Raw genomic sequence first — 18569 nt, 5'->3', positions numbered from 1 at the left:
CAAGGGTCGGCGGACGCGTCGCGACCGTTACGCCACCCCGAGCCGCCGCAGCGCCGGTCGCCACCGGTTCCCGCCGGTCGCCAGCCCCAGCGCCACGAGGCCCGCGCAGTACTTGCTGACCGACTGCTCCCGGATCCGCAGTTTCGCCAGAGCCTCGGTGACGCTGTTGCGCTCGGAAGCCGACTTCACCTCCAACAGCACCAGGTCGTCCCCCGCTGCCAGACTTCGCGCGCCGGAGCGCCAGACCAGCGACGTGTCGCAGGTAATCCGCGTGTCGGCGGTGACGAGGGTGGTCCGCCGGTAGTCGGTGACCAGCGCCGGGAGCAGCGGCCGGGGCGCGGGGCGGCCGTAGGCGGCGGTGAGGGCGTCGTCCAGGAACGTCAGCGCGGGCGTGGTCAGGCCATGCGCCGCCTCGGCCGGATGCGGACGGCGGACCTTGACCGTTTCGTCGCGCCGTCCGCTGACCTTGAGCTCGCAGTAGGTGTCGGCCGAGTCGGTGTAGGTCCGCGTGCGGATCTTGAACCGGCGACGGCGATCCTGCCGGTGCGCGCGGAAGATCGCCAGATCCGGCGTGTCGAAATAGGTCGACGAGTAGCCGAACACCCGTTGCCCGCCGATTTCCAGGCAGCGGAGCGACAGCACGTCGGTGACGGCCAGGAAGTCGTTGAGCGACAGGACGTACTTGCGGTCCGTCCGGCTCATCAGCCCGCTCGTGGCGACGACTTCGGTCAGCGACAGCGAAGGAAGCTTCTTCGCCACCGCGGCGACGGTGGCCGTCCCGCGCGCGTTCACCGGTGCCCCGCCGGAGCGCCGTGGACGACGGCTGCGGTGTCCGGCCGGAACCGGACGTCGACGACGGTGACCTCGCGAACATAGTCCACTTCGGACACACTGTGCCGCACGACCGTTCCGCCGAGCCGCGCGCGCAGTTCCATCAGCATCGTCTGCTCGTCGGGATACACGGTGTCGAGCACGACCGTCCGCCGCTGCGGACCACGAGTGCGCGACGGGTGGTCGGCGACGTACATGACGGCCAGCAGCAGCACGTTGAAGACGGCGACGATCCGCCAGTCCGCGGACGGCAGCCCGTTCACCAGGCCGAGCACCAACGCGACGAAGTAGTACGCGACCTCCTGCTGGCTGATCGAATCGGACCGCAGCCGGATGATCGACAGTACCCCGAAAAGGCCGAGCCCGAGCGCGCTCGCGGTCGACACGGACAGCAGCACGGCGACCGAAACGCAGACGCCGACGTTCAGCGCGAGATAGGCACACGCGAGGTCACCACGATGATGGCGACGGGCGTAGATGCCGTAGGCGAGGATCACGGCGGCGACGAGGTCGACGGCGAGATGAAGCAGTGTCGTGGTCATGGAAACCACTGTGCCGCCCGAGAAAGAGACCGTCGTGAGAGCGCGATGAGAACCGTCTCATCAGGACTCACCGAGACGGTAGCCCATCCCCCGCACGGTTTCGATCCGCTCGGCGCCGATCTTCCCGCGCAGGTAACGGATGTAGACGTCCACCACGTTCGAGCCCGGATCGAAATCGAAACCCCAGACCCCGCCGAGCAGTTGCTCGCGGGACAGCACCTGGCCGCGGTTGCGCAGCAACGTCTCCAGCAGCGCGAACTCGCGGGCGGTGAGATCCTTCTCCTCCCCCGCCACCGAAACCCGCCGTGTGCGCAGGTCGAGGGCGAGGTCCCCGGCTCGCAGCACCGCCGGCTCGACTTCGGTATTTCCCCTTAGCCGCAACCGGATCCGCGCCAGCAATTCCTCGAAGGCGAAGGGTTTCGCCAGGTAGTCGTCGGCGCCGCCGGACAGCCCGGCGACCCGGTCGACGACACTGTCCCGCGCGGTCAGGATGATCACCGGCACCGTCCGGCCCGCCGCGCGCAGGGCCCGCAGCAGATCCGAGCCGTCGAGGTCCGGGAGACCGAGGTCGAGGACGACGAGGTCGTGCGCGCCGGTCAGCGCCTCGGTCAGGCCTTCGGAGCCGGTCTTCACCCAGCGGGTGGCGAAACCCTGCGCCCGCAGGCCTTTCTCGACGAAGGCACCGATCCTGGCGGAATCCTCCACCACGAGCACACTGGTCACCGGTCCGCACCTTCCGCGACGGGGATCTCCATGGTGAACGTCGCTCCTTCGCCGGGCACGGTGTCGAGCAGCACCCGGCCGCCGTGCGCTTCGGCGATCGCGGCGACGATCGCCAGGCCGAGCCCGGCTCCGTCGTCACCACTGGAGTTGCTGCCGCGTTTGAACCGGTCGAAGATCCGGCTCCTCGAATCCGGCGGGACACCCTCGCCGGTGTCACGGACCCAGAGCCGCGCCGTCGTCGCCGTCACCTCGGAGCCGAGGGCGATCTCCTCGCCGGGCGAAGTGTGCCGTACGGCGTTCGAGACCAGCTGCAGCAAGGCCTGCGCGAGCCGTTGCCCGTCCGCGCGGACCTTCACCTCGGCCACCGCGTCGAGCCGCCAGACGCGGTCGGCCAGCGGACGGGATTTGGCCAGGGTCTCGACGGTGAGATCGGCGAGGTCGGTCTCACCGGGTGCGAGGAAGCCGGGGTTGCCGGATTTGGCGAGCACCAGCAGATCGTCCACGATCCGTTGCATCCGCCCGAGTTCGTCGAGGACCAGCCGCCGCGTCTCCGCGTTCTCCTCGGGATCTTCGCCCATCAGCTCGATATGGCCGCGGACGATCGTGATCGGTGTGCGCAGTTCGTGCCCGGCGTCGTCGATGAAGTCGCGCTGCCCGGCGAAGGCGCTTTCGAGCCGGTCCAGCATCGTGTTGAAGGTGCGGCCGAGCGCGGCGACGTCATCCGAGCCCCGGACCTCGATCCGGCAGGCAAGGTCGGTTTCGCCGATCTGCTCGGCGGCCAGGCGCACCTCGCGGACCGGCGCGAGGATGCGGCCGGCGACCAGCCAGCCGATCAGCCCGGCCAGTACCAGCGCGGCGCCCGACATCGCGGCCATCACGCCGACGACGTCGTTGATCTCACCCGCGGCGTGGTCGACGAACTCGACGATCACCAGCGCGCCACGGCCCGGCGAGCCTTCGATGGTCACCGGGACGACGCCGTAGCGCGCGGACCCGACAGCGGTGGTGACCGTGCCGTACGCCGGGCTCGTGGCCCTGGAGAGTTCGGCGACGAATTTCGGGTCCGTGTCGAGGCGGACCGGCGGCTCGATCGCGCTCCGCCTCGACGCGGCACCGTCGCTGATCGAGAAGAACGTCTCGTACTTCTCGGGCAGGTTCCGTTCCAGGTGGCGGCCGAGGACCGCCTCGACGGTGGCGGGCTGCCCGGCCGGACGGGCATCCGGCGACGCCAGGAAGGCGCGGAGTTTGCCGGTCTCGTGCGCGATCTCGTTGTCGAGGCGCTGGTCCAGCTGGTTGTGCAGGACGGTCCGGGTCGCCAGCAGCGAACCGGCGAGCGCGAGCAGCACGACCAGCAGGACCCACGCGAGGATCCGGGCGCGGGCGCTCATCGGCCCCGCTCAGTCGTCGAGGTCGAAGTCGAAATGGTCGTCACCGTCATGGTCTTCACCATCATCGACGTCGTCGTCGTGCCCGGCCAGCCGGGGCGGGACGACGGCGGGCGGGGCGCCCGATTCCCCCGCTCCGGAGACCGCGCGGCCCGCGGGGGCCACCACGGCAGGACCGAGATCGGGCGGCGAGACCGCGGTGGCCGCGATGACGGCGAACGTGCCGGTGGCCGCCACCACGGCGGCGGCGACCCCGGCCAGGACGATGATTCGGACTCGCATACCCCCAGGCTGCCCGGACCGGGTGAGCCGCCGATGAGGGCTCGATGAGAACTTTCTCATCGAGCCCTCCCGCTCATTTGAACGCCGCCGCGTTCCGTGCCGCCCATTCGGCGAACGTGCGTCCCGGCCGGCCGAGGACCTTTTCGACGTCGGGGCTGACCCGCAGTTCGTCCTCCGTGGGCGCGCCGAGGATCGAGAGCGTGGCCTCCACGACCACCGGCGGCATGAACTCCGACATCGCGGCGCGGGCCTCGTCCTCGCTCAGCTCGGTGAATCGCAGCGGCTCGCCCAGCGCCTCGCCGAGGTCGGCCGCCTGCCGACGGGGCGAGATCGGCTCGGGTCCGGTGAGCACGTAGGTCCGGCCGTGGTGGCCGGGTTCGCGCAGCACTGCCGCCGCGACGTCGGCGATGTCCGCCGGATCGATGACGGGCAAGGCGATGTCGCCGAACGGAGCGGCGACCACTCGGTCGGCCCGGATCGCCGGCGCCCACTGGAGGGCGTTCGACGCGAAACCGCCGGGCCGCAGCACCGTCCATTCAGGACTCGACGCTTTGACCGCCTCTTCGAACGCGGGCGCGTGCCGCCCGGACCCGACACCTTGGGAAGACAGGAGAACGATCCCCGCTCCCCCGGCCGCCGCGACGATTTCCGCGACGTCACCACCCGCCGCCATGAATTCCCCTGAGGTCAACAGGAAAATCCGATCCGCGCCGTCGAAGACCTGCTTCAATCCGTCGGACCTGGCGAGGTCGGCCTGCACGGTCCGCACCCCGTCGGGCACGTCCGCCGCCGAGATCCGGCGCGACACCGCCGTCACCTCTTCTCCCGCCGCGGCAAGGGTTTCCACCAACAGCCGTCCCACGTTCCCGGTCGCTCCGGTCACCACGATCATGGTCTCTCCTCGAATCACGTTGCGTTGACGCGACCGAAGCTACCTTCCTGGAGATAGTAGGTACCTAGAGGAAAGTATTGGGTTCGTGAGCGCGATCACAACTTCGAAGACGCGAAGGTCCGCTTAGGGTCGGGCCATGTCCGAAACCGCACTCGGCCCGCTCCGCATCCTCGATTTCTCGCGGGTGCTCGCCGGCCCGTTCGCCACCATGCTGCTGGCCGACCTCGGCGCGACGGTGATCAAGGTCGAGCGGCCGGGCACGGGCGACGACACCCGCAGCTGGGGCCCGCCCTACGACGCGGCCGGTCAGGCGACGTACTTCCAGTCGGTGAACCGGAACAAGACGAGTGTGGCGCTGGACCTCGGGAATCCGGACGACCTCGCCCAGGCCCGCGCGCTCGCGCTGGAGGCCGACGTCGTGGTCGAGAACTTCCGGCCAGGCGTGATGGAGCGGCTCGGCCTCGGCCCGGAGGTGCTGCTGGCGGCGAACCCCGGCCTCGTCCTCTGTTCCGTCACGGGTTTCGGCTCGGGCGGCGGCGCCGCGCTGCCCGGTTACGACCTGCTCATCCAGGCCGTCGGCGGGCTGATGAGCATCACCGGCGACCCGGCGGGCGAGCCGCAGAAGGTCGGCGTCGCGCTCGTTGACGTCCTGGCCGGGCTGTTCGCGAGCGTCGGCATCCTCGCCGCCCTGCGCCACCGCGACCGCACCGGGCAGGGACAGCGCGTCGAGATCGACCTGCTGTCCAGCCTGCTCGCCGCCCTGGTCAACCAGGGCAGCGCCTACACCTCCGGCGGGACGGTCCCGGCGCGGATGGGCAACCGGCATCCCAGCATCGCCCCGTACGAACTCGTCCCCTGCGCCGATCACGAACTCGCGCTCGCCGTCGGCAACGACCGGCAGTTCGCGGCGCTGTGCGAGGTCATCGGCCTGCCGGAACTCGCGGAGGACAGCCGGTTCGCGACCAATCCGGCGCGGGTCGCGCACCGGACCGGGCTCCGCGCGCTGCTCGAAGACCACTTGGGCAAGCGGCCCGCGGCCGAGTGGGCGGCGGAGCTGAGCGCGGCAGGCGTTCCCGCCGGGGAAGTCAACGACGTCGCGGGCGCGTTCGCGCTGGCCGAACGGCTCGGCCTGAACCCGACGGTCGATCTCCCGCGGCCCGACGGCACCTCCGTGCGGCTGACCCGCAACCCGATCGGGCTGTCGGCGACACCACCGCGCTACGAGACGGCGCCGCCGGACGCCCCTGGGCAACTCACCCTTCCCCTGCCCGGCTGGAGCTGACGAGGAGCGGTCAGCGGACTGTCAGTGCTTCGTCAACGCCGGCCGTGAAGCTCCTGCCATGACGAACAAGACAGTCCTCATCTCCGGCGCCAGCATCGCCGGTCCCGCGCTCGCCTTCTGGCTCTCCCGCCAGGGTTACGCGGTCACCGTCGTCGAACGGTCGCCGGAACTCCGGGGCGGCGGTCAGGCCGTCGACTTCAAGGGCGCCACCCACCGCGCCGTACTCGAGCGGATGGGCATCCTCGACGAGATCGAGCGGCAGCAGACCGGCGGGCTCGACCAGACCATCGTCGACGCCGAGGGGCGGCCGCTCGCCGTCCTGCCCGGTGAGTTCACCGGCGGCGACGTCGAGATCCGGCGCGGCGATCTGGCCCGGATCCTGTACGACCGGACCTCAGCGGACTGCGAGTACGTCTTCGGCGACTCGATCACTTCGCTGACCGCGACCTCCGACGGCGTCGACGTCACCTTCGAGCGCGAAGCCCCGAGGCGGTTCGACCTCGTCTTCGGCGCCGACGGCATCCACTCGACCGTGCGACGGCTGGCGTTCGGCCCGGAAGCCGGCTACGTGCAGCACCTCGGCCACTACTACGCCCTGGTCGAGACCGGCGAAACCGACGGCGGCCCGGCCGTGATGTACAACGAGCCCGGCCGCATGGCCGCCACCGGCGGGCCCAAGGCGACCGCTTTCTTCGTGTTCGCCTCCCCGGAAATCAGCTACGACCGGTACGACACCGGCCGGCAGAAGGAGATCCTGGCCGCCGCGTTCGAGGGCGGTGGCTGGCGGCTGCCCGAGCTGATGGAGATGGTGAAGCGCTCGGACGACATCTACCTGGACTCGATCGCCCGGGTGACGATGGACGGCTACTCCACCGGACGCGTCGCGCTGCTCGGCGACGCGGCGTACGGCAACACGCTGGGCGGCTTCGGCACGGGGCTCGCCGTCGTGGCCGCGTACGTCATCGCGGGCGAACTCGCCGCGGCGGACGGCGACCACGAACTCGCCTTCCGCCGGTACGACGAGAAGTTCCTCGGCTACGCCAAGATCGCCCGCAACGCCAACGCCGGGCCGTTCCTCGCACCGCCGACCACCCTGCGGATCAAGCTGCGCGACCAGATGTTCAAGCGCCGGTTCCTGCTGCGCGGGATGCTGTGGGTGACCGACAGGTTCGCCACCGACATCACCCTCGACGAGTACCCCGCGCTCGCCCGGCAGGGCTGATTCAGAGCGGCGGCGCGGCCCCGTGTCCGCGTCCTTCCCCGGATCCGTGTTCGGCGACCTGGAGCAGAAGTCCCGCCGCCACCCGCACGATCTCGCGTTCCGCGGGGGTCAGTGTTTCGTCGAGGGCCCCGGCCAGCCAGCGGTTGCCGTCGCGGACGTGTGCGCGCAGGGCTTCGCGGCCGTCGTCGGTGATCGCGATCCGCTGAGCCCGGCGGTCGTGCTCGTCGGGACGCCGGGCCACGCGGCCTTCCGTTTCGAGCGCGTTGAGCACCCTGGTCAGGGACTGCGGCTGCAATCCCTCGATCGCGGCGAGCGCGCTGACGGTCGACGGCCCGCTGTGCCGCAGGTTCGCCAGCACCGACGCGGCCAGCCTGCTCAAGCTCCCGTCTTCGCCGGGCTGCTCGGCCCGGAGCCGGGACGACAACCGCGAAACGGCCCAGCGAACCGACTCCGCGGTCTGCGTGGCTTCATTCATGATGCAACGCTAACACTTCGCAACATCGGGCTAATTTCACCGAACGAGCGGATATAAGCAAGCGTAAGCTTCGTATATGACCCCGGACCCGTGGCGCGTGTTCTGGGGGCTGCTGGAACACGATCTGCTCATCACCCGGAAGCAGCTCGGCGGAGTGCTGGCGCAGGTGCTCATGCAACCCCTGCTGATGCTCCTGGTGTTCGGAAAGGTCCTCGGCGCGCTCGGCTACACCCCACCCGGGTACGCGCGGCTGCTCCTGCCCGGTCTGGTCGCGCTGAACGCGTTCTTCGCCGCCGCTCAGAACGCGTCCTTCCCGCTGGCCATGGAGTTCGCCACCCGCACCATCGAGAACAGGCTGCGGGCACCCGTGCCGCTCGCCTGGATCGTCGTCGAGCGGATCTTCGCGGCGGCGTCGCGGGGCCTGGTCACGGCCGTCCTCATGGTCCCGGTCGGCGCGCTCGTGCTCGGCGACCTGTCCTGGCGGGCCGCCGGTCTCCCGGCGGCGCTCGGGTACACCGTGCTCGGCGCGCTGGCGGGCGGCGCGGCCGGGGTGACTATCGGCTCCCTCGTCTCCCCCGCCCGGATCGGGATCACCTTCTCACTGGTGATGCCGCCGTTGCTGTTCACCGGCTCCGCCCAGTTCCCGTTCCCCGAGCTCACCGCCGTCCCCTGGTTCCGCGCCTTGTGCACACTGAATCCGATGACCTACGTCAGCGAGGGCCTGCGCGGCGCACTGACCCCCGAATTCGCCCACCTGCCCGCGTGGCTCTGCGCGCTCGCGCTGACCCTCGCGCTGGTCGTGCTCACTCCCGCGGGTCTCTGGGCGTTCCGCCGCCGGGCGATCACCTGACTTCGGCGTGCGCGATCCGCCGTGCCGTGGTCGGCTGGATCGGGTTTCCCGCGTGACGTTTCCGGGGAAGCGGTGTCTTAAGGGTGACCACCTGCCCGGGTGGGGTGAAGGGAGCTTCGGCATGACGGCGCTGCACAGGTGCGCTCGATGACGACTTCAGCGAGAACAGAGCCGCTCGCGGCCGGCGAAACGGTGCTGGACGACGCGACGCTGGTGGCGCGCGCCCGCGACGGCGAGATCCGCGCGTACGAGCAGCTCGTCCTGCGGTTCCAGGGGCCGATGTACCGGCTGGCGCTGCGGATGCTGGGGAACAAGGGCGACGCCGAAGACGTCGTCCAGGAGGTGTTCCTCGTCGCCTGGCGGCGGCTCGACCAGTTGCAGGAGGACGCGGCGTTCGTCGGCTGGCTCTACCGGATGACGACCAACCGGTGCCTGAACGTGATCCGCGCCAGGAAGCCGGTGGCCGACGTCGAGCTGGACCAGCAGGAGTCCACCGGTTCGGCGGGCCGTCCGGACCGCGCGGCCGAGACGAGCGCGCAGATGACGGCGCTCACCGGGGCGCTGGACCAGCTGACCGCCGAGCAACGGGCCTGCTGGCTGTTGCGCGAGGTCCACGGTCGCTCCTACGAGGAGATCGCGAAGGCGATCGGGGCGACCACCACCGCGGTGCGCGGACGCATCGCGCGAGCACGAGCACAGTTGGCGGAGGTGATGGCGCCATGGCGATGAACCACGCGACCCGCGACTACCTGCTGCCGTGCGGCCGTGATGTGGAACAGGTCTGGGAACGGCTCGACGAGGTCGACGCCGGCCGGGCGGACGCGCACGAACTCGACTGCCCGCACTGCCGGGCGACCCGCGAAAGCCTGCTGGTGCTGCGCGGGCTGACCAGGGAGCTGGCCGACGACGACGCCGAGCCGTCGCCGGACCTCACCGGCCGCATCATGTCCGCGATCCGCGCCGAGGTGCGACGTCGCGATCTGGTGCCGCTGGCGAGCCCGGAGCCGGGCGAGGTCCAGGTGAGCGATCAGGCGGTCGCGGCCGTGCTGCGGTTCGCCGCGGACTCCGTCGACGGCGTCCGCGCGCGGCGCTGCCGGGTCCTGCCCGCACCCGACATCACCGACCCGCTGGCCGTGAACGTGGAGCTGAACCTGGCGATCGCGCATGATTTCGACGGTGACTCGCTGGACGTCGTCCGCGAGCGGGTCACCGCGGCGGCGGGTGCCAGGGTCGGCGTCCGCCTGGCCCGGCTCGATCTGGTGGTGGAGGACCTCTATGACGCGTGAGCAGGCACCGGCCCGGCACCTGGTCGAGACGGTGATCGCCCCGCCGGTGATCGCGGCGGTCGCCGCGCACGCCGCGGCCCGGGTCCCCGGCGTGGTACGCCTGGAACCCGGGCTGCGCGGGCTGGCCGGTTCGCTGACCAGGATCGCGCGGCAGCGGATCAAGGGCCTCGAACCGGCGCCCACGGAAGGGGTCCGCGCGTTCGTCGAGCACGACCCGCCGGACGTGCGGGTGGAGATCGACCTTTCGCTCTCCGGCCTGGACCAGGCCGCCGCGACCGCACAGGCGGTGCAGCGGGCCGTGGGCAAGGCGGTCACCGAGGCGACCGGGCTCACCCCGTCCGCCGTCTCGGTGTCCATTTTGGACATCGAAATCCGTGGAGGACTGTTGTGACCGCACGTTCCGAACTGACCGCTTCGCTGCTCAGCGCTCTCCGCGAGATACCGGGACTGCGCGCGGCCACGCCGTCGACCACGGCCGCCGCGTCGGCGGTGCCGTGGGATCTCGACGTGATGGCCGTCGACATCTCCGAGGACGTCGTCGAGATCCGCGTGGTCGCGCTGGAGGTGCCGATCCCACCGCTCACGGAGGTCGCCGGGGCCGCGTTGCGTGCCGTGCTGACCGGAACCCCTTGGGAGAACGCGAGTCTGCGGCTCGTGGTGACCGATGTGGACGCCGCCGCGCTCGTTCCCTGACACGAAGATCGCGGTAGCCGCGCCCGAAGGCGTGGCCACCGCGATCGCCGGGGCGGGGACCTAGTTCTTGTTGGTACCCGGGGTCAGCACCTTGTCGATGACGAAGACGGTGGCGTTCTTGGTGGGGATGTTGCCGCACAGGATCTTCGCGCCGTTGACGGTCATGTTCTCGCCGGAGCCCTCGATCTTGACCGGGCCGCCCGCGGTGTTCAGGCTCTCCACGGACTTGGCGGACTCCAGGCCCTTGGCGTCGTAACGCTTGCCGACGACGTGGTACTGCAGGATCGGGGCCAGCTGGTCCGGCTTGCCGGCCAGCTCGGTGAACTTGGCCTCGCCCAAGGCTTCGAAGGCCGGGTCCGCCGGGGCGAACACGGTGATGGCCTGCTGGCTGTTGAGCGTGTCCACCAGGTTGGTGGCCTTCACCGCGGCGACCAGCTTGGTCAGCAACGGGTTGGTCGAGGCGGCACTGGCGACCGGCTGCGGGCCCATCGAGTCCAGCGAACCCGGCGCACTGCCCTGCGGCAGCTGCGAACAGGCCGGGCCGAACACGTCGGCGTTGGTGGTGACCCCGTCACCGGAAGCGGCACTGGACATCGGGGCCGACATCGACGAGGACGGGGCGGGCGCGGGGGCGCTACTGGAGCTGCCGGACGAAGCGCTGTCGTTGCTGCTGCAGGCGGCCAGGGCCAGCGCGGTGACCGCGGTGAAACCGATTCCTGCGACGCGAAGCTTGCTCACGGAAAATCACTCCATTTGTTTTTCGGACTCTTGCCGGGTATTCGGAACCACGGTGAAATCGGATTGCCACCCATTCGAGTGACGCCGATCACCGCGCGGTGAAACTGATGACGTGCCAGCCGGTCGCCCCGTCGGGAACGGTTCCGGCGCGCGCGTCGGTCTGGGTGTAGCCGGATTTGTCGACGGCCCGGACGGTGACCTGATGGCTGCCTACCGGAACGTCGAATTCGGTCCACCACATCCGCCAGGTGTTCAGCCCCACCTCACGGGAAAGCGTTGCGGGCAGCCAGCTTCCGTTCGCGCCGAGCCGGACTTCGACCCGCTCGATCCCGGTGTGCTGCGCCCACGCGACACCCGAGACCCGGACCTTGCCGGCGGGCACCGTTTCGAATCCTTTCGGACTGTCGATCCTGGACTGCGTTTTGATCGGGGCCTGCTCACCCCAGCCGCGATCGAGCCAGTACGCGCGGCGCGCTTTCCACGTGGTGATCTCCAGGTCCTTGACCCATTTCGTCGCCGAAACATAGCCATAGAGGCCGGGGATGACCATGCGCGCGGGAAATCCGTGTTCCACCGGCAGTGGTTCGCCGTTCATCCCGATCGCGAGCATCGCGCCCCGCTCCGGATCGAGCGCAGCGACCACCGGGCTGCCCGCGGTCCAGCCGTCGACACTGGTGGAGAAGATCTGCTCGGCACCGGGCAGGATCCCGGCCTCCCGCACCAAGTCCCCGAGGTCCACGCCGATGAAGTTCGCGGTGGACACGTACGTCCCGCCGACCTCGTTGGACACGCAGGTCATGGTGATCGTGCGTTCGATCAGCGGCCGGTCGCGGATGTCGTCGTAGCTGAACCGTTTTTCCTCACGCACCATGCCGTGCAGCCGGAGGCTCCAGTCCTCGGCCCGGACCTGCGGCACCGAAAGCGCCGTGTCGACGCGGTAGAAGTCGCGGTTCGAGGTGAGGAACGTCGGTGTGCCGAGTTTCGCGAAGTCCGCGTCGGCCGGAATGGGCGGCGCCGGCTCGGCGGGAACGAGCCGCCCGACGGCCGTCCGCGAGGACTCCGCGTCTCGCGTACCTGCGAGAAGCTGTCCTCCGGCTCCCGCCGCTCCTGCGGCCACGACGGCACCGGCTCCGGCCAGCAACACCGACCTGCGCGAGGGTGTGGCGCCCGCGACTTCGTCCCGAGGACCGGCCGAGGCCAGGCGATGCAACCAGAAGAAGACGCCGACCCCGGCGATCAGGCTGGCCAGCGGCGCGAGCAGCGCGACCGCCGAGAGGTCGGGCCGCAGCGCCACGGCGAGCCCGCCCAGCAGGCCGAAGGCGGCGATCAGCACGATGCCCGGAACGGGTGACCGGCGCGAGGCGATCCCGGCCACGGCGGCGGCGAGCACCATCACCACGGCCATCCCGCCGAGCAGCACGAGCTTGTCGTAGACGCCGAACGTGCGGACCGCGAAATCCTTCAGCCCGACCGGCGTCAGATCGATCGCCCCGTTGCCGACCGCGAGGTACGGCGAGGCGTTGGCGCTGATGAACCCGGCCACCAGATGGCCGGCCGCCAAGGCCGCGGCGAGGGCCACGACCCCGATCAGCGCCGCCCCGAAGAAGGGAAGGCGTGGTTGCCGAGCGGCCCGCGAAGTCTCCATGCCAGGTATTCGAGGCGGCCGGGCCGGCGGACAGGTCGCGTGGGTCGTGAGTGGCGATTCGGGTTAGAACCAACCGTGTCCTGAGTACCTACTGGCGGTCTTGCGTGACTGGATGGACGACACACGTGATCCGACGGACGACACGCGTGTCTGGACGGACGACTCACGGCGAAAGCTTCACCGCGAGCGTGTCGTCCATCTGATCACGTGTGTCGTCCGTCGGATCACACGTGCCGTCCGCCCAATCACGCGAAGCCACCGTCTCGGTACAGGTGGTCGTGAGTGGCGATTCGGGTTAGAACACGAAACGCCACTCACGACCCACGCGAGCACCCACCCGAGTTGCGCCGCTCACCCCGGCTTGCATGGTCATACACACCTATGCATATACTTCCATCATGTCCAAGGTACTCACCTCTCTGCCTGTCGGCGAACGCGTCGGGATCGCCTTCTCCGGCGGCCTCGACACCTCGGTAGCGGTCGCGTGGATGCGCGAGAAGGGTGCAGTGCCGTGCACCTACACCGCTGACATCGGCCAATACGACGAACCCGACATCGCGTCGGTCCCTGGCCGGGCGAAGGCCTACGGCGCCGAGATCGCGCGCGCCGTCAACTGCAAGGCCGCGCTGGTCGAGGAAGGTCTCGCGGCGCTGTCCTGCGGCGCCTTCCACATCCGCAACGGCGGCCGCACCTACTTCAACACGACCCCGCTCGGCCGCGCGGTCACCGGCACCCTGCTGGTGCGCGCGATGCTCGAGGACGACGTCCAGATCTGGGGCGACGGCTCCACCTTCAAGGGCAACGACATCGAGCGGTTCTACCGCTACGGCCTGCTCGCGAACCCGTCCCTGCGGATCTACAAGCCGTGGCTGGACGCCGCGTTCGTCAGCGAGCTCGGCGGCCGCAAGGAGATGTCCGAGTGGCTGCAGGCCCACGGCCTGCCGTATCGGGACAGCACCGAGAAGGCCTACTCCACCGACGCGAACATCTGGGGTGCGACGCACGAGGCCAAGTCGCTGGAGCACCTCGACACCGGCATCGAGATCGTGAACCCGATCATGGGCGTCCGGTTCTGGGACCCCGAGGTCGAGATCGCGACCGAGGACGTCACGATCGGCTTCGAGCAGGGCCGCCCGGTGACGATCAACGGCAAGGAGTTCGCCACCGCCGTCGACCTGGTCCTGGAGGCCAACGCCATCGGCGGACGGCACGGGCTCGGCATGTCCGACCAGATCGAGAACCGGATCATCGAGGCCAAGAGCCGCGGTATCTACGAGGCGCCGGGCATGGCGCTGCTGCACGCGGCGTACGAGCGGCTCGTCAACGCGATCCACAACGAGGACACCCTCGCCAGCTACCACAACGAGGGCCGCCGCCTCGGCAGGCTGATGTACGAAGGCCGCTGGCTGGACCCGCAGGCGATGATGCTGCGCGAGTCGCTGCAGCGGTGGGTCGGCGCGGCCGTCACCGGCGAGGTCACCCTGCGGCTGCGTCGCGGCGAGGACTACTCGATCCTCGACACCACCGGCCCGTTCTTCAGCTACCACCCGGACAAGCTGTCCATGGAGCGCACCGAAGACTCGGCGTTCGGCCCGGTGGACCGGATCGGCCAGCTCACCATGCGGAACCTCGACATCGCGGACTCGCGCGCCAAGCTCGAGCAGTACGCCGGGCTCGGCATGGTCGGCGGCGGGCACCCGACGCTGATCGGCGCCGCGCAGGCCGCGTCGACCGGCCTGATCGGGGCGATGGACGCGGGCGGCGCGCAGGCGATCGCCTCGCGCGGCAAGGCCTCGGGCGAGGACGAACTGCTCGACCACGCCGCGATCGAATCCGGTACGGACTGACCCGAATAGACGGGACGCGAAAGCGCCGGGCGCGCGGCATCGAAGCCGTTCGCCCGGCGCTGTTTCTTTACTTGCCGCCGAGCTGGGACCGCCGCTGTCCCAGCTCGTCCACGAGCCGGGTGATCTCGACCTGCCCGATCGCTTCGGCCAGCACGGAAACCGAGGCGATGCTCTCGATCTGGTACTGGACCGGAACGCCGCCCGACGCCCGCGACCGCGCTTCCGCGTCCGCCTTCTTCTCCGCCTCGACGGCCGAGAAGACGCTGCCGGCCCCGCCGTTGACGCAGCTGATCGAACCGGAGCCGTTCAGCGGCAGTGTGGCCGTGTTCCGGCAACTGCCCGCCGAGCGGCCGCCGATGGTGACGTTCGCGGTCATCGTGGCGTTGACCTGGCCGGTGACCTTCCCGCCACTCGCCGAGGCGGAACTCGAGACGTTCGCGGTCACCGTGCAGCCCGAGGCACTGCACGCGACCGTGGCCGCGCCGTCCATGTCGAACCGCACACCGGTATTGACGGCACCGGTCAGCTTCTTGGTGTTCGACGTCAGTTCTTCGTAGACGGCGTCGGTCTCCTGCGGCGACAAGGCGTCCACATCGGAGTCACCGAGACCGGCGCCCGACGGCAGCTGCGGCCGCGAACCCGCGCCGGGCAGGGAAGGCATGCCGCCGGGCATCTTCACGGAGTACCGGAGAAGCCGGTGCGGCGCTTCCTTCGACACGTACAGGTCACCGGCGGGCGTGCTCGCCTTGAGCGCCGGGACGTCCCGGATGTTCGGGCCCTCGGTGATCTCATCCGCCCGCTCCAGCGCCTCGCGCAACCGGGTCGCGAGTTTCTCCGGAGACTCGAACTGTTGCAGGACGGGGCCGAACAGCTCGTCCTCACCGGTGATCCACCGGTCCTTGAGCTCCTCGGCCGACTCCGCGGACGCCCCGGGCAGCATCCCGTCGGGCGCCTTGAAGAAGACCTTGCCGCCGACGACGAGGATCTCGATCTTCTTGCCCTGGAAGGACATCGTGCCGGACGTCTCGCCGTACGCCGTGGTCTTGACGTCCGTCTCGATCATCCCGCCGACCGCGGAGGTGCTGTTCCGGACGGCGGGCGCCGAGGAAAGCCCGGCCAGTGCCTGCTCGAAGGGTTCGTGGCCGGCTTTCGACGGCCACAGCAACCAGGTCGTCAGACCCGCGAGGAGCACCACCACCAGCCCGGCGATCCCCGCGAACAGCGGCCACCGGGGTTTCCGGACGGGTGGCGCCGGTACCGGTTGCGGGACCCAGCCCTGCGGCGGCGGCCACTGCGCGCCCTCGGGTGGGAATGATTGCTCCACGTCGCCCTCCATCACTGAATTCACCGAACGAACCCAAGCTATGGAGGGAGGATGAAAACTTGATGAAACGAGATCAGGTCCCCTGCCGCGCCGGGCGGACGCGGCAGGGGAAGCCGGTTCAGCCCTTGCGCGCGAACGAGATCCGGTGCAGTCCGCCGGGCTGTTCGTCGGCCAGGTACAGCTCGCCGTTCTGATCGGTGCCGAACGTGGTGGCGTCGAGCGGGAACTGGCCGATCCGGGCGCTTTCGTAAGTGCCGTCGGCCTTCTTGCGGACGGCCCACGCCGTACCCTGGCAGAAGTCGGTGGCGAGATACGTCCCGCCCGCCAGCGAGGCGTACTTCCGGCCCCGGTAGACGTGCCCGCCGATCACCGCGCAGCCCTCCGCGCCGGAGATGTAGTGGAAGACCGGTTCGGTGTAGGTCACGCCGTCCTCGCATCGCGTCTCGTCGAACACGACCGGCCCCTCCTTGCAGGACCAGCCGAAGTTCGCGCCGCCCTTGCCCTTGGCGAGGTGGTCGACCTCCTCGAAGCGGCCTTGGCCGACGTCGCCGATCCACAGCGAACCGTCGGCCGGGTCGAAGGAGAACCGCCAGGGATTGCGCAGCCCGTACGACCAGATCTCCGGCCGCGCGCCCGCAACCCCGATGAACGGGTTGCCCGCCGGGACGCAGTACTTCAGCGGACGACACGCACGGTTGACGTCGACGCGCAGGATCTTGCCCAGCAGCGTGTCCAGCCGCTGCCCGCTGGCCAGCGGATCGCCGCCTCCGCCGCCGTCGCCGATTCCCCAGTACAGATAGCCGTCCGGGCCGAACGCCAGCTGGCCACCGTTGTGGTTGGGGAACTCGGCGTGCGGCTGGGTGATCAGCTCGGTGAGCTCACCGGTGTCGAACCGGACGCGGGACAACGTCACCGCGCTGTCGGACTTGCGGGTGTACGCGACGTACGCACGCCTGTCCTTGGCGATCGCGAGCCCGAGCAGCCCGCGTTCGACGTCCGCGCCGTTCACCTTGTCACTGATGTCGAGGACCGGTTTGGCGGCGAGTCCGGTCCTGGGGTGGTAAGCCCGGACGACTCCTCGTTTCTCCACGATGAGGATCCGGCCGCTCCCGTCGTCGAGCGCCGTGATCGCGGTCGGGTTCACCAGCCCGGACGCGACCTTGGTCGCCGTGGCGGTCAGCTCGCCGAGCGGAACACCCCGCGCTTCCTGGGTCTCCGCGCTGCTCGCGGCCGGGAGCAGCGCCCCGGCCAAGGCGAGCCCGGCCACCAGGGACAACCCCCGGCGGAGGTGCCGTCGCGTCATGAAGGACTCCAATCGCCAGTGAATGGTCTGGTCCAATTCAACAGCGGTCGGCGGAGCGGCGGTACCTCCATACGCGAGGTTCTCGTGGGTTTCTTTCCGGCGCGGAGCAGTCCTCTGAGGGATGGAGTTGCGGCAACGCACTCGCGGAATGGACACCATGCGCCCGCAAGCCGTCGGCGACCCGCCGCTCTCGACCGCCACCTGCGAGTCGAAACACTCGGATAGCGGTGTGGGATCCGGCGGTCATGCCGTTGGCTGGAGGGTCGAAATGGAGCCTGGGCCACCAGGGACCTCGCGTCGGACAACGATCGATCAGCTGTGCGGGCGGCGATGATCTGATGACCGAAGAAGATGACAGCCCCGGGGAACATACCGGCGCCACCGAGCGCGGGGACGACCTCGGCTCACTGAACGATGAGCTTGTCCGTCTTTACAACGACGGCGAGACGATCGAAGGTCTCGCGGCACGCTACGCGTTGAGTTATCACAAGGTACGCATCACCCTGCTGGCCGCCGGTGTCACGCTCCGGCCGCCGAAAATCCAACTCCCGCCCACACCTCCAGGCTTGGTCAACGCCTATCTGTCGGGCCGGAGCATTCGGCAGCTCGCCGACATTCACGGCATGAGCTACAACCAGACCCGCCGAATCCTTCTCGCCGAAGGCGTTACCCTGCGCCCACGAGGGCGACAACAGTAAGTCTTGCGACCAGCCCCCGAAGCCGGATACCCCGGGCGGGCAGTGCCGCGCCCGGAGACCCGAAGCCCTACTCACAGCGCACGACTTCGATCGTCACGCAGAGTACACAATCCAGATGTAGCGTTCCATTACGCTTGCCTGCTCCTTCCACGTCTCTCTTGGTGTGCGCCCACCCGCCCGATAGGGTCGCATCTTCAGGCTTGCGAAGAGCTCATTCGCAAATTAAGCAGGCTTGGATTGAAGGTCTCCTTGTGAGTGACGAGGGCAGCCTACAGCCACTCAGTCAGCCGCTTTCAGCGCCCCGTCACACCATTGCGCAACCGTCGCAGCAACACGCCACACGATGGGCTTGACGTGCGGTTTCTCTCTGCGCACACGCAAGTTCGACCACGTTGGCGCAAACGTCGGCGCATCGGTGCCACGCGCCGCGGGCAACGGCCACCGCCTCACCGAGATGCGCATCCGTGATCTACTGATCAGTAATCGCGGAAACGGCCTAATTCACGGAATTCACTCGCCACCAAAGAGTGTATGGATCGCCACGAAAGCTG

Annotated in this window: 20 protein-coding genes; 9 read left to right on the top strand and 11 right to left on the bottom strand. The window is 69.4% G+C overall.

Features of this window, described 5'->3' with window-relative positions:
* Nucleotides 1–27 precede the first annotated feature (27 nt).
* From AMK34_RS21410 to AMK34_RS21385, 6 genes are all read right to left on the bottom strand, one after another.
* On the bottom strand, nucleotides 28–792 hold the full coding sequence (locus AMK34_RS21410) for a polyphosphate polymerase domain-containing protein (RefSeq protein WP_073846558.1): 765 nt from the start codon (nucleotides 790–792) through the stop codon (nucleotides 28–30).
* Nucleotides 789–1373 carry a DUF4956 domain-containing protein gene (locus tag AMK34_RS21405; RefSeq protein WP_038516902.1) on the bottom strand — a complete coding sequence of 195 codons (585 nt, stop codon included), beginning with the start codon at nucleotides 1371–1373 and terminating at the stop codon, nucleotides 789–791. Before AMK34_RS21405 ends, AMK34_RS21410 begins: the two co-directional genes overlap by 4 nt.
* Nucleotides 1374–1433: 60 nt before the next feature.
* The gene (locus AMK34_RS21400; RefSeq protein ID WP_073846557.1) at nucleotides 1434–2096 is read right to left on the bottom strand and encodes a response regulator transcription factor; all 663 of its coding nucleotides are present in this window, start codon (nucleotides 2094–2096) and stop codon (nucleotides 1434–1436) included.
* The gene (locus tag AMK34_RS21395) at nucleotides 2093–3484 is read right to left on the bottom strand and encodes a sensor histidine kinase (RefSeq protein ID WP_073846556.1); all 1392 of its coding nucleotides are present in this window, start codon (nucleotides 3482–3484) and stop codon (nucleotides 2093–2095) included. The genes AMK34_RS21400 and AMK34_RS21395 overlap by 4 nt, the downstream gene beginning before the upstream one ends.
* A 9-nt stretch (nucleotides 3485–3493) precedes the next feature.
* A complete protein-coding gene (locus tag AMK34_RS21390; RefSeq protein ID WP_073846555.1) occupies nucleotides 3494–3763 on the bottom strand; it encodes a hypothetical protein in 270 nt (89 codons plus the stop codon).
* Nucleotides 3764–3836: 73 nt separating this feature from the next.
* Nucleotides 3837–4655 carry an NAD(P)H-binding protein gene (locus AMK34_RS21385; RefSeq protein ID WP_073846554.1) on the bottom strand — a complete coding sequence of 273 codons (819 nt, stop codon included), beginning with the start codon at nucleotides 4653–4655 and terminating at the stop codon, nucleotides 3837–3839.
* A 136-nt stretch (nucleotides 4656–4791) separates the two neighbouring features.
* On the opposite strand from AMK34_RS21385, the gene AMK34_RS21380 reads away from it, so the two are divergent.
* Together AMK34_RS21380 and AMK34_RS21375 are read left to right on the top strand one after the other, a co-directional pair.
* Nucleotides 4792–5937, top strand: a complete 1146-nt coding sequence (locus AMK34_RS21380) for a CaiB/BaiF CoA transferase family protein (protein ID WP_073846553.1) — start codon at nucleotides 4792–4794, stop codon at nucleotides 5935–5937.
* A 58-nt stretch (nucleotides 5938–5995) separates the two neighbouring features.
* Nucleotides 5996–7159, top strand: a complete 1164-nt coding sequence (locus AMK34_RS21375) for an FAD-dependent monooxygenase (RefSeq protein WP_073846552.1) — start codon at nucleotides 5996–5998, stop codon at nucleotides 7157–7159.
* Nucleotide 7160: 1 nt separating this feature from the next.
* On the opposite strand, the gene AMK34_RS21370 is transcribed toward AMK34_RS21375, so the two are convergent.
* Nucleotides 7161–7634 carry a MarR family winged helix-turn-helix transcriptional regulator gene (locus AMK34_RS21370; RefSeq protein WP_073846551.1) on the bottom strand — a complete coding sequence of 158 codons (474 nt, stop codon included), beginning with the start codon at nucleotides 7632–7634 and terminating at the stop codon, nucleotides 7161–7163.
* Between the two features lie 76 nt (nucleotides 7635–7710).
* On the opposite strand from AMK34_RS21370, the gene AMK34_RS21365 reads away from it, so the two are divergent.
* The 5 genes from AMK34_RS21365 to AMK34_RS21345 all read left to right on the top strand — a co-directional run bounded on the left by AMK34_RS21365 (nucleotide 7711) and on the right by AMK34_RS21345 (nucleotide 10463).
* The gene (locus tag AMK34_RS21365; protein WP_073846550.1) at nucleotides 7711–8484 is read left to right on the top strand and encodes an ABC transporter permease; all 774 of its coding nucleotides are present in this window, start codon (nucleotides 7711–7713) and stop codon (nucleotides 8482–8484) included.
* Nucleotides 8485–8631: 147 nt separating this feature from the next.
* On the top strand, nucleotides 8632–9213 hold the full coding sequence (locus tag AMK34_RS21360) for an RNA polymerase sigma factor (protein WP_038524026.1): 582 nt from the start codon (nucleotides 8632–8634) through the stop codon (nucleotides 9211–9213).
* Nucleotides 9204–9770, top strand: coding sequence for a hypothetical protein (locus tag AMK34_RS21355; RefSeq protein ID WP_073846549.1), 567 nt, complete (start codon nucleotides 9204–9206; stop codon nucleotides 9768–9770). The genes AMK34_RS21360 and AMK34_RS21355 overlap by 10 nt, the downstream gene beginning before the upstream one ends.
* Nucleotides 9760–10161: an Asp23/Gls24 family envelope stress response protein gene (locus tag AMK34_RS21350; protein ID WP_038516917.1), complete on the top strand. Its 402-nt coding sequence runs from the start codon at nucleotides 9760–9762 to the stop codon at nucleotides 10159–10161. Before AMK34_RS21355 ends, AMK34_RS21350 begins: the two co-directional genes overlap by 11 nt.
* A complete protein-coding gene (locus tag AMK34_RS21345; RefSeq protein WP_073846548.1) occupies nucleotides 10158–10463 on the top strand; it encodes a hypothetical protein in 306 nt (101 codons plus the stop codon). Before AMK34_RS21350 ends, AMK34_RS21345 begins: the two co-directional genes overlap by 4 nt.
* A gap of 60 nt (nucleotides 10464–10523) precedes the next feature.
* Here the strand turns inward: AMK34_RS21345 and AMK34_RS21340 are convergent, their stop codons facing one another.
* Together AMK34_RS21340 and AMK34_RS21335 are read right to left on the bottom strand one after the other, a co-directional pair.
* Nucleotides 10524–11201 carry a fasciclin domain-containing protein gene (locus AMK34_RS21340; protein ID WP_037342949.1) on the bottom strand — a complete coding sequence of 226 codons (678 nt, stop codon included), beginning with the start codon at nucleotides 11199–11201 and terminating at the stop codon, nucleotides 10524–10526.
* A gap of 88 nt (nucleotides 11202–11289) precedes the next feature.
* On the bottom strand, nucleotides 11290–12846 hold the full coding sequence (locus AMK34_RS21335) for a molybdopterin-dependent oxidoreductase (RefSeq protein WP_073846547.1): 1557 nt from the start codon (nucleotides 12844–12846) through the stop codon (nucleotides 11290–11292).
* 398 nt (nucleotides 12847–13244) lie between these two features.
* On the opposite strand from AMK34_RS21335, the gene argG reads away from it, so the two are divergent.
* Nucleotides 13245–14693: an argininosuccinate synthase gene (argG, locus tag AMK34_RS21330; protein ID WP_073846546.1), complete on the top strand. Its 1449-nt coding sequence runs from the start codon at nucleotides 13245–13247 to the stop codon at nucleotides 14691–14693.
* Between the two features lie 67 nt (nucleotides 14694–14760).
* On the opposite strand, the gene AMK34_RS21325 is transcribed toward argG, so the two are convergent.
* Complete coding sequence (locus AMK34_RS21325) at nucleotides 14761–16017, bottom strand: SON protein (protein WP_241832819.1); 1257 nt, start codon at nucleotides 16015–16017, stop codon at nucleotides 14761–14763.
* A 118-nt stretch (nucleotides 16018–16135) separates the two neighbouring features.
* On the bottom strand, nucleotides 16136–17320 hold the full coding sequence (locus tag AMK34_RS21320) for a PQQ-dependent sugar dehydrogenase (RefSeq protein WP_073846544.1): 1185 nt from the start codon (nucleotides 17318–17320) through the stop codon (nucleotides 16136–16138).
* Between the two features lie 338 nt (nucleotides 17321–17658).
* Here AMK34_RS21320 and AMK34_RS21315 point away from each other — a divergent pair, with 338 nt between their 5' ends.
* Nucleotides 17659–18018, top strand: coding sequence for a helix-turn-helix domain-containing protein (locus AMK34_RS21315; RefSeq protein WP_073846543.1), 360 nt, complete (start codon nucleotides 17659–17661; stop codon nucleotides 18016–18018).
* Nucleotides 18019–18569 lie beyond the last annotated feature (551 nt).

Origin of the sequence: Amycolatopsis sp. CB00013 (genome assembly GCF_001905755.1) — a bacterium.
Classification (GTDB): Bacteria; Actinomycetota; Actinomycetes; order Mycobacteriales; family Pseudonocardiaceae; genus Amycolatopsis; species Amycolatopsis japonica.
Note: the sequence above shows the minus strand (reverse complement) of the source record. Positions and strands in the feature narration are given on the sequence as shown.